We start from the raw sequence: 10024 nt of genomic DNA, 5'->3' as shown, positions 1-10024 counted from the left end.
CAAAGCCTCAGCAAAGCCTGTGTTCTTAACACAGATTAATACAATAACTGATTAAACTCTATTTATGTGTTAGTTGCATTTTATTTTTTTTGGTGTTTTACATGCTATTAACCATGAAATAAATAACTATCAGTAGTGCCGTTGTGCCCGGTGATTTTAAAAAAACATCATCTTAATTATGTGTTATTCATTATTTTTTGGTTTTTTGTTTTGGTAAGTAACCGTTTGCCTAGAAAAATATTTTTATTTTTTTATTGTGTATATTGTTGAATAGTAACGAATTTATTTTTTTTAAAAACTTACTTGAATATATTTATTTATATTCCTATAAATTAATTGTGCCTGATGAAGGCGCTCTGGTAAAAGTAGCAGCAAGACAGATTGTAATGGTTTTCGATGTGTTATATCCGGACTCACTTAATCGCAAAGGTGTTACTATGAAAAAACTTCATGCTATCGCACTGTTAGTAGCCACCGCCGGAACTGCATTGATGGCAACTAATGTATCAGCTGAAACTCTGGCTGGCTCTGCAACTGTCAGTATCACTGGCTCCATTAATGGCGCCAATACCTGTACCATTGCAGTAGACGGCGGTGGGGTGCTCGATGTGGGAACCCGCAGCGTGGCTGACCTGAATGCGCCAAATGGTGATATTATGGGTTCAATGAAAGCCTTTAATGCGACCGTAAACTGCACATTCCCGGTGGCTACGGCCGTCAAATTTAGCAGTTCTCTGCCAAACAGCGCTGCTGCAGCCCATAAATTTGGTCTTGTCAGAACCAGCACCAACAAAGATGCTGCCCACGTTTATGCAGATATCGGGGCTACAGGGCCAACAGCAGGAGGTGCATCTGCATGGTACGCTGCAATCGGCAACCAGACACTGTCCAGTGTAAGTACCAGCAGTACATTTACCGGTGCACCAAACTATAGTGTTATTAAAAGTTTGGCCGGAGACTCCAATAATATTTTTACCGTAGTAGATACTAACGCCCATCCCATTTCAGCTACCACATTCGTCTATCCATTCCGTGTCGGTATGTACTATGACCCGCTGGCAAGCGGATGGAAAAACGATATTCAGGGTACTACGCTGTCCCTGAACAATACCATGACGCTGGAGCTTTACACCCTGTAAAGGATTCATCTTCCTCTAAATGCTTATCCTAAGCAAGGCGGTTTCCGCCTTGCTTATTTAACCACGATGACGTAATGAGATTATAATTGGGGTATAATATGAAAACATCTATTTTATCTGTTTCAGCCATCACCGCTGCCTTTTTTATGACCTCACCAAATGCCATGGCAAATTTCTCGATTGGCCAAAGTGGTGTGGTGGTGAGTGCAACAACCGGAGAGGCCCATATTGCAGTCAAAAATCTGGGTTCTCAGGAAATTCTGTTATTCGCCTCTGAATCAGAAGATGAGACCAAAGCCATTGCTGGCCGGTCCCTTTTTATGTTGTCACCACCCATATCAAAATTAAAACCGGGGGAAAGTCAGGTTGTTCGAATTTTCCTTAAGGATAAAACCATCAGTAAAGAAATGCTGGGGCGCTTACGCTTTCAGGAACTGACCAGTGAACCCAACAACAAGACAAAAACCATCATTAATTCATCTTATAACATTGCCGCTGTTGCACGTCCTGCCGCATTGGTTGAAAATCCTGAACCCTGGAAAGGATTAAAGATAGAAAACAGCAATGGGGGGGTGAGCTTAAAAAATGATTCACTGTATGTTGTGCGTTTGATGAAGACTGTAAAGTTTAATGATTCCGGAAAGGTAAAGTCGATAAATATTACAAATGGTTTTATCCTACCCGGTCAAGATATTAAATTCGATACTATAAGTTATGCGTCACTGAAATCCGTCGAGATAAGTCCCGTCTCAACCACAGCAAGTATTCTACCACCTTATACCATCACAAACTAATCAGTTAATTGGTGAGCAATCAGCGCCCTTACGTGTTGAGGTGAGGCATGAAATCAGATTATTGTATCTTAGTGCTCTCTATGGCTCCAATAATTACTGCATACTCATCATCGGCTCATGCAGAGTTTGAGGCGAGCATGCTGAAACAACTTGGGGTTTCTGCCTCCACCCTTGATCAATTGGAGAGTAATAAGTCTCCAGCAGGTAAATATCTGGTTGATGTGTATCTGAACGGTAATAAAGTGACATCAGATTGGGTCATGGTTGGTGATGATGGTGAGGTAAAAAAAGATGGTCAGTTTTTCTCATTGATTTTCCCAGAGATAGATCCTTCGCAGTTTTCAAAGGAAGAAATTTCCTCTATGAAAGTGGAGTTAAACAGAACCACATCATCCTTGCAGGTGGTTATTCCAGAGGCATTATTCAAAAAGTATTATGAAGAGTATCCATCAAAAAATTTAGGCGCATTGCTTAATTATACTTTTAGTATGAGTCGATCTTCGATTAAGCGTCATTACTCACAATATCCAACAACTGGTATTGCTACGCTGCTTAATTATAATCTGAGCGCCAGCAATTCTCAACTGTCATCGACGACTGAAAGGCAGTCTTTTTCATCAGTTTTTGGTAAGTTTGAGACGAATTTACTATTCAATGGCTGGTCATTGAAAAATAACATGTATTATTCCAAGCAGAATAAAGATTCTAATTTTTACCGTGAAAGTTCATTTGTTGAGCGTAAGTTTGAAAGTGGAGAGCAAGTCCAGGCGGGTGAGATTGTCACACAAAACTCATTATTTTCTGGTCTGTCACTGGTTGGTGCGCAGTATGCACCGGAAACCTCGTTTACTCAGTTGGGTACCACACAGGCGATTAAGGGGTTTGCTGATACGCCATCAAAAATTGAAGTTGTGCAAAATGGCAATGTGATATATAGCACCCGGGTTCCTGTCGGGGACTTTGCCTTGAGTAATGTTCCTGTTAATACCGCATCACAAAACCTGATGATTAGAATTGTCGGTGATGATGGTCGTATCGTTACGTATCCTTATGTTGTTGGCAATGCGATTAATACCTCTTCCAATAGTTGGTATTCCATTGCCTTGGGGCAGTTTAGGAATACGGCCAACATTTCTGGAAGCAGGTCCATGAACAGTAATAGCAATACTGCGATGCCTGAGAAAAATAAGTTTACGTTGACCGGTACATATAACCTGGCACTCAGTCAAAAACAGAATATTTCTGTTTCTGCGTTGATTACCGAAGCCTATCAAAATATGGCTACTGCCTATTCTATAAACCTCTTTGACAACGTGATTGCCGGAACATATCAGATGTTCTTTTCCCGTTACGGCAGAACCAGTCAGACTGGAGGGAAAATCAGTGCCTCAACAAATATCAATATTGAGCGTGCAACAGCATCATTGAACTATTCCTACAGAAGTCAGGACTATCTGGACCCATATGATATTTATGGAGGTGCATCTCCACTGTTAACAAATGATGGAAGAATCGATAACTCCAATAAATTAAAGCAGTCACTGTCCACATCACTTTCATATCCATTACCAGCCAATATTGCTGCCTCGGTCGGTGTCGGTGTCGACCAATATTATTCTGGGAAAAGCTATAAGCGGATGTACGCATCTTTGTCAAAACAGTTTAAATATGCAACAGCATCAGTATTTCTGCAAAAGTCTGATAATGAGAACTCTGTATTCCTGAATGTCTCTATTCCTATGGGGGGATGGGGAATAATGGGCTCATCTTTTTCTAAAGTCGCTGATCAGCAGTCCATTACAACCACATACACCAACAGTTATCTGGATCGGAAAGCGAATGTAACGGTTGGCACCAATAGCATTAAAACCAAGGTTGGTGGGAATATGTACTCCTTTGCTCAGGGATCCTATCGGGGGGCCATGACTACCTATACCGGGGGGGTTACTTATAATAAGCAAAAGGATCTGCAGGGGATGTCTTATAATGCTGGGATCTCTGGTGGGGTGGCGATTACGAAAAAAGGGATTGATTTTTCATCTGATCGTATCGACGATACTTTTGCGATTGCCTCAGTAGAGGGAGAGAATGGCGTTGTCATTGACGGGCCCAGCGGTCCAGTTTCCCCCACTATTACCGGGCGGGCTGTTATATCAAAGGTTTATCCATACCGGCCTAATAATATTTCAGTCAATATGGATGGGTTGCCTCAGGATGTATATGCCATTGGTGGAGAGGAGACGGTGAAATCCGGGTTTGGCGGCATATCCTATGTGACCTTTAAATTCGGTAAGAATATTACGGGTCTGTATAAACTGCTGGCGAAAGTGGGTGAGCCTTTGATTGCCGGTGCCGTGGTTGCCACCGACAGTGGTGAGTTTGTGACCGTTGTCGGTCCGGAGCAAAACTTAGCCATTGACTATAAAGCAAAAACAGATCAAGGGGCACAGCATGTGTATAAGTATCTGGTATCTGAAAACGATGTTCCTCGGTGTAAGTTTGAATTAACGGAAAAATTGATTAAAGAGAAAAGTGGAGATGTAATCTGCTATCCGTTAAAGTAAAAACACCTCTTAGCAAAATAATAAATGCATTCATCGGTGTATCGGAGAGTTCGGTGAAATAGCGTGCAGGGATTATCTCGCTAGGGTTATTTCGACAGTTATTTTAGCCTTGCTGGTGTCTGCGATGTGCACTTATCTGGTAGATATTGCTCTTTGGGTATATCACCTCTGATGAGGTTTCTGCTATCGATGATACTTAGAACCGATCCCAGAAGGGATCGTAAGAATGTCGTAAATGATAATTTCTGCAGGTGAAAATAGGGACAGGCAGCAAATGACGGATCAGCGATGAGCTATGGGAAAAAATGGCCCCGTTTATCCCAGAGCACAAAACCCGCCATCCACTCGGTACGCATTGGAAATGCGTTGATTATCGTGCCGCAATGGATGCCATATTCTGCGTCCTCAGTACCGGATGCCAGTGGGACGCATTGAATGCCACAGGGATATGCTCATCGAGCTCAGCGCACCGGCGCTTCCAGGAGTGGCGCGATGCATGCGTCTTCGAACGTTTCTGGCAGAATGGATTGCTGGCCTGTGAACGTCTTGACGGCATTGACTGGTCCTGGTTGTCGATGGATGGCTGTATGACCAAATCGCCGTTGTCAGGAACAAAAAAATAGACCGCAATCCCACGGAAAGAGGGAAACAAGGCGTAAAGCGCAATCTGATGACAGGCCCCAACGGGCTTCCGCTGTCGCTGGTTGTCGCAGCAGTCAACACACATGACATCAAACGGGTTGCGGATACACGCGATGTGCTTCAGACGGGACGTCCGGGGCAAAGATTCAGGCTCTGCCTGGACAAAGGCTACTTATGTGGGCTGGCTGAAAACATACTTGCAGGCCGTCGTTATGAGCCGCATATCCACTCCCGTAAAGGGGAATCAGATGCCAGTAAAACCACAAACTTCAAGGCTTATCGCTGGGTCGTCGAGAGGAGGCATAGCTGGATGAATCGCTTTCGCCGGGTAATGACCCTATGGGAAAAGACGTCTGAAAATTACGAGGCCATGCTGCATTTTCTCCGTGGTCTTATGGTCTGGAATAAAATTCTAATTGAGATAGGCTCTTAGAGCCTATCTTATTAAGCTATTTGATTTGCCATTTTAGTCTTGGACCGTGCTTATAATCCTCACGTACTGTGTGTACGCTCCGGTTGTTGCGCGCTGTCGGTATCCAAACTGGGTGCAACAAAATAGGTCTACAGGGATAGGAACTAAAGCCCATATGTCTCCAGAGAATGCATAAGATTATAGAAAGTACAGCTCAACCGTAATGCGGTGACTTTGACTTTTGTTACCGCTATTTTTTTTTGTGATGGATAGCGGGATGTTATATTGCTTGTAAGCCACATATTCATTTTTATGATTTACTATGGATATATTTCCGCTGGTGCTTGAAATGGTATAGGTGGCTTCTTGCTGGCGAACTTCTGGTGTTTCACTGACAATAAATGCGATTTTTTTTGATCTGGCCGGTCTGACTTTCACCTCTTGCGGTGTCAGTGCGGTGATGTCGTCATTACTGTTACTGTTACTGTTACTGTTACTGTTGCTGTTACTGTTACTGTTACTGTTACTGTTACTGTTGCTGTTACTGTTACTGTTACTGTTACTGTTACTGTTACTGTTACTGTTACTGTTACTGTTACTGTTACTGTTACTGTTACTGTTACTGTTACTGTTACTGTTACTGTTACTGTTACTGTTACTGTTACTGTTACTGTTACTGTTACTGTTACTGTGCTGGGTGACAATGCCGGCACTTGATTGATATCTCACCTGAACACTGGTGGGGTAAGTACATTGTATATTAGCCAAAGTATATGTTGATGTATTGTTCATTGATTTTATTGAAGTATTACATGAATTGGTTGCGTCAATAGCACCAATGATACTTATCGATGCACTGGTTTGCAGATTTTCGGCAAAAGAATTGGCTAATGAAAGAAAACAAAAGAGAAAAAGAGTAAGCTGAATTATCAGTTTTTTCATCTAAGATTCCTGGTATTGAAAAGGGGAACGTATTGGTCGGCGCTACTATAGCCACAAACAGCCTTATCGTCTATGGCATGCAGAACTTGAACTTTTAAATATAACATTTTGATATTTAAATCATTAGAGGTATAATTTAAAGTAATTAATGGTTATTTTTTTGATATAAAACAATATCTTAAACATTTGACTATAATAAATAGAAACAGATTTCCCTCTGGCGTTGCTTGAAAACTGCTCGCGCTGTGGTATGGTTACATACAGTGATGTTTGTCGTCGAAAAAGCAAGGCCTCATGTAATCGTGTGTTACACCTAGGCGTGACCGACTGAGGTAACAATGTCAGTTTTGTCATACAGGCGAATATCATTAGGTTTACTCGCTGGAGGGCCAATATCATGGCTCGAACTCATGTACTGGCGGTATCTGATTTACATGTATTGATGTTATGGTTTTATCGGGCCAGAGAAAGCAATGAATATTCTGGTTATGAACATCGTTTAATCTTGAGTGCCATTGATATTATTGAGAGAGAGATAAACTCTTTCACCAGCGAGAGAGATGCATTAGCTGAAGGTAATGCTTTATTTGATGAGATCAAGTTTACCGCCAGGGCCATCGAGGCAATAAAGAAAATAATGCCGGAGGTTATTTATCGGCGTGCAATGCAAGCGGTGAGAAATGGTAAAAGAAAAGAGAAAGTATCTCAAGAATCATCAAGTTATGCCTGTATGTCTTGTAAGTTAACCAAAGATGCAATTTTATATTTGCGAACGGCAGCCAAAAGGACAGGCAGAACATACTCGGATATTGTTATTGATTGTTTGAGTGCGTGTTATAAGCTGGATGAGCGTAATTAAATAGGCCCTACATTATGCAACTCTTTTGGTACATGCATAATGTAGGGCATTCTTTTATTTGTCTACACTTTGCAGTACGCCTTTCTCAAGTTCACTCATCATTGATTGAGATATAGCATTGCAAATATTATTTATTTTATAAGTGTAAAGTGGAGTAATGGTGCTTTTAGTATCTTGATTGATACTCTTATAGATAGACATGTAATATTTTGCTTCAGAAACAGTTTTGTATAAGGTGAATATTTGATTGCTGTATTTTTTATCGTCTATGCTTTTTAATTGATTGGCTTCAAATAGGCAGGTTTGGAGATCGGAAGATATCCCGTTCACCTCTTCGTATCCATTGCTTGGTGCTTTTGGGGGCGTGTTTTTAGTGTGTGACGGCTGCAATGTACAGCCTTGTAACAAGGTTATCATTACTGCTAAGTAAATCACATTATGCTTTTTCATGCTGTTAATCACTGCTCCGTTACGTGATCACTTTGAGCGTTGAGCAAAAAATAAGCTCAAATCGCGTTACAAAGATTATCTCCAAATTGATTTATTCTACTCTAACTCTGGCACAATAATCAATAGTTATATCTTATTCTCGGCTATAGGCTCAGGTGCTTACATTATGGATTCATTACGATGCTTATTACATAAGCTTGTAACGTCTTCTAAATCGCTGTGCGAATACCGCTACACTTTTTCCAGCTCATGTTTCCCTCCGGGGAAATGGACTCATGGTTTCCATAAAATGATGAATCCTTATCAACAGTTGCCACATTGAACGGCACAGATGATTGCGCGTCATCGTATGGTGAAGTGCCTGTCAGAACTGCTCAATTTGACTCACCCATGGCGAGTAAACCGGACGATAATCACCCTGAGCTTTGGGTTTTCTTTCAACTACTGCTGCGTTTCCCTGCTTTTGTAGATAAGCTCGTTGTCCACAATGCGCGTTATCGTTTTTGCCCGTCGATACGTCGACTTCAGGTGTTTCAACAGACTGATAAATAAGACTCAGCTTCTGCTGCTGCCACCCACATGACAGATGTTGTCCATTTCGCTGTGTAACGCGCCAGCCAGAGAGTGTTTTTCATTCTGCCGGGTGCCACTACGCGCTTTTGTTGTCCACGCAGTTGACAGTCTGCACCGACTTAGGGATTAATTTGGGATGAAGATGGATATCCATATCATCTTCATAAAATATCGGATGCTTCGGGCTGCATTCATCCAGCGCTTTATGGATTGCCGTCACCTTTTCATCGGTAATGCCTCTAATTAGTTGAATCTGATGTACAATGTTCTCTTTTGAGGTTCTTTCATGGTCAGCGTTAACGTTCATTGTCCCCGTTGTCAGTCTGCTCAGGTTTACCGCCATGGCCAGAATCCTAAAGGCCATGACAGATTTCGCTGCCGTGACGGTCGCCGCGTCTTTCAACTTACTTACGCCTATGCAGCCCGTAAACCGGGTATTAAAGAGCAGATCACTGAAATGGCCTTCAAGGGGGCCGGGGTACGCGATACCGCCAGTACACTGAAAATTGGCATTAACACCGTCATCCGGGCGTTAAAAAACGTGCGCCAAAGCGAATAACGTCATTCACCCGTCGCCCATACTGATGGAGCGCTTATCTGCGAACTTGATGAGCAATGGAGCTTCGTGGGCAGTAAAGCCCGGGAGCGACTGGCACGGCTCACGCCATTTCACATTGGCACGATCACCAGCGCCGACCGGGGTAGCGATGGCCGGGGGTGTCGAAGGATAAGCATCTAATCGGCAAAATATTCACCCAATGCATTGAGCGTAATAACCTGACGCTCCGTACCCGCATTAAGCGGCTTACCCGTAAAACAATCTTCTTCTCACGCTCGGTTGAGAACCACGAAAAAGTCATCGGAGCTTTTATCGAAAAAAACATGTTATACTCATTGGAGGCATCACCCAGCAATATATTGTTGCTGGAGTAGGGGTTTATTATTTGGAATGATCTCCTATTGATATAGGCTCTAAATTGAATTGTAGTTTGACGGGGGTGTCCGCAAAAATCCCCGGCGGGATGTTGTTGCCATAAATATTAATGGCCAAGCCATATACGGAAATTTCACCACCTTTTTTGGCTTCCTTGATTGCAATTCGCATATAGTCGGGGGTTTCAGTGTTGTAAGTAACTTTATTGTTGGTGCTGCTTCTTATTAGCTCACCATTCAGCTTCATCTCGGTTACGTTGTATGTAACGGTATTGCCTCGTTTGTATCCGTGACTTCCCTCTTTATCAAGGGTGAAAACGAATTTATCAGTGCTGGCGGGAAGTATCTTTTTTCCTGATACTTCTTTTTTTATTTTCAGTACGGACATTTCAAGGTTTCGGTTGATATTATCTGTGATTGTTTTAGATATCCCTTGCTGGATTTCTATCTCTTTATTTTTGGGTAAGCTTGAGGTGTTGAAGTATCCATGAATCAGCCCTGCCAAAAAGAAACTATCCTCCAAATTTAACCCGATGTTTTTCATTTCTTTTTGTTTATTTTTTATCTCGTCAGATAAGGCCAAACCAATAACATATGAATGCTTGTTGTCAATTGATGATAAGATCTCCCTTTGAGAAAATCCGGAAAATAAATTATTTATATCAGCCCATGTTCCTGGGTGTTTGCCTTGAGACTTGACCGATGCATCTAATTTA

General features: G+C 42.1%; 9 protein-coding genes and 2 pseudogenes. 6 read left to right on the top strand and 5 right to left on the bottom strand.

Going from position 1 to position 10024, the window contains the following annotated elements; genetic code table 11:
- Positions 1-266: 266 nt before the first annotated feature.
- From EIEH_RS08615 to EIEH_RS18490, 4 genes are all read left to right on the top strand, one after another.
- Positions 267-1139 carry a DUF1120 domain-containing protein gene (locus EIEH_RS08615; protein ID WP_133175601.1) on the top strand — a complete coding sequence of 291 codons (873 nt, stop codon included), beginning with the start codon at positions 267-269 and terminating at the stop codon, positions 1137-1139.
- Between the two features lie 98 nt (positions 1140-1237).
- Positions 1238-1933, top strand: a complete 696-nt coding sequence (locus EIEH_RS08610; RefSeq protein WP_035609284.1) for a fimbria/pilus periplasmic chaperone — start codon at positions 1238-1240, stop codon at positions 1931-1933.
- A gap of 47 nt (positions 1934-1980) precedes the next feature.
- Positions 1981-4497 (top strand): fimbria/pilus outer membrane usher protein, encoded by a 2517-nt coding sequence (locus EIEH_RS08605; protein ID WP_015870888.1) that lies wholly within the window; start codon positions 1981-1983, stop codon positions 4495-4497.
- 305 nt (positions 4498-4802) lie between these two features.
- Positions 4803-5572 (top strand): IS5 family transposase gene (locus EIEH_RS18490; protein ID WP_107775157.1). Its coding sequence is split into 2 segments (ribosomal slippage): positions 4803-5108 and positions 5111-5572, totalling 768 coding nucleotides; the frame shifts between segments, so codons are not numbered across the junction.
- Positions 5573-5749: 177 nt separating this feature from the next.
- On the opposite strand, the gene EIEH_RS19285 is transcribed toward EIEH_RS18490, so the two are convergent.
- Together EIEH_RS19285 and EIEH_RS18980 are read right to left on the bottom strand one after the other, a co-directional pair.
- Complete coding sequence (locus tag EIEH_RS19285) at positions 5750-5989, bottom strand: hypothetical protein (protein ID WP_155961420.1); 240 nt, start codon at positions 5987-5989, stop codon at positions 5750-5752.
- A gap of 11 nt (positions 5990-6000) precedes the next feature.
- Entirely contained in the window at positions 6001-6255 is a 255-nt protein-coding gene (locus tag EIEH_RS18980; protein WP_160162447.1) for a hypothetical protein, read from the bottom strand.
- Positions 6256-6890: 635 nt separating this feature from the next.
- Here EIEH_RS18980 and EIEH_RS18975 point away from each other — a divergent pair.
- Positions 6891-7352 (top strand): hypothetical protein, encoded by a 462-nt coding sequence (locus EIEH_RS18975; RefSeq protein WP_015870892.1) that lies wholly within the window; start codon positions 6891-6893, stop codon positions 7350-7352.
- 54 nt (positions 7353-7406) lie between these two features.
- Here EIEH_RS18975 and EIEH_RS18970 read toward each other — a convergent pair whose 3' ends face one another.
- Together EIEH_RS18970 and EIEH_RS17625 are read right to left on the bottom strand one after the other, a co-directional pair.
- Entirely contained in the window at positions 7407-7802 is a 396-nt protein-coding gene (locus tag EIEH_RS18970) for a hypothetical protein (RefSeq protein ID WP_015870893.1), read from the bottom strand.
- 231 nt (positions 7803-8033) lie between these two features.
- A pseudogene (locus tag EIEH_RS17625) lies at positions 8034-8604 on the bottom strand (transposase); the annotation flags it as partial.
- A gap of 57 nt (positions 8605-8661) precedes the next feature.
- On the opposite strand from EIEH_RS17625, the pseudogene EIEH_RS18480 reads away from it, so the two are divergent.
- Positions 8662-9308, top strand: a pseudogene (locus tag EIEH_RS18480) (IS1 family transposase).
- 7 nt (positions 9309-9315) lie between these two features.
- On the opposite strand, the gene EIEH_RS19280 reads toward EIEH_RS18480, so the two are convergent.
- Positions 9316-10024: hypothetical protein (locus tag EIEH_RS19280; RefSeq protein ID WP_035609273.1), on the bottom strand; the 709-nt coding region annotated here is incomplete at its 5' end.

Source organism: Edwardsiella ictaluri ATCC 33202, assembly GCF_000264785.1.
Lineage (GTDB): Bacteria > Pseudomonadota > Gammaproteobacteria > Enterobacterales > Enterobacteriaceae > Edwardsiella > Edwardsiella ictaluri.
The sequence above is the reverse complement of the archived record's forward strand: the minus strand, read 5'-3'. Positions and strand labels throughout refer to the sequence as shown.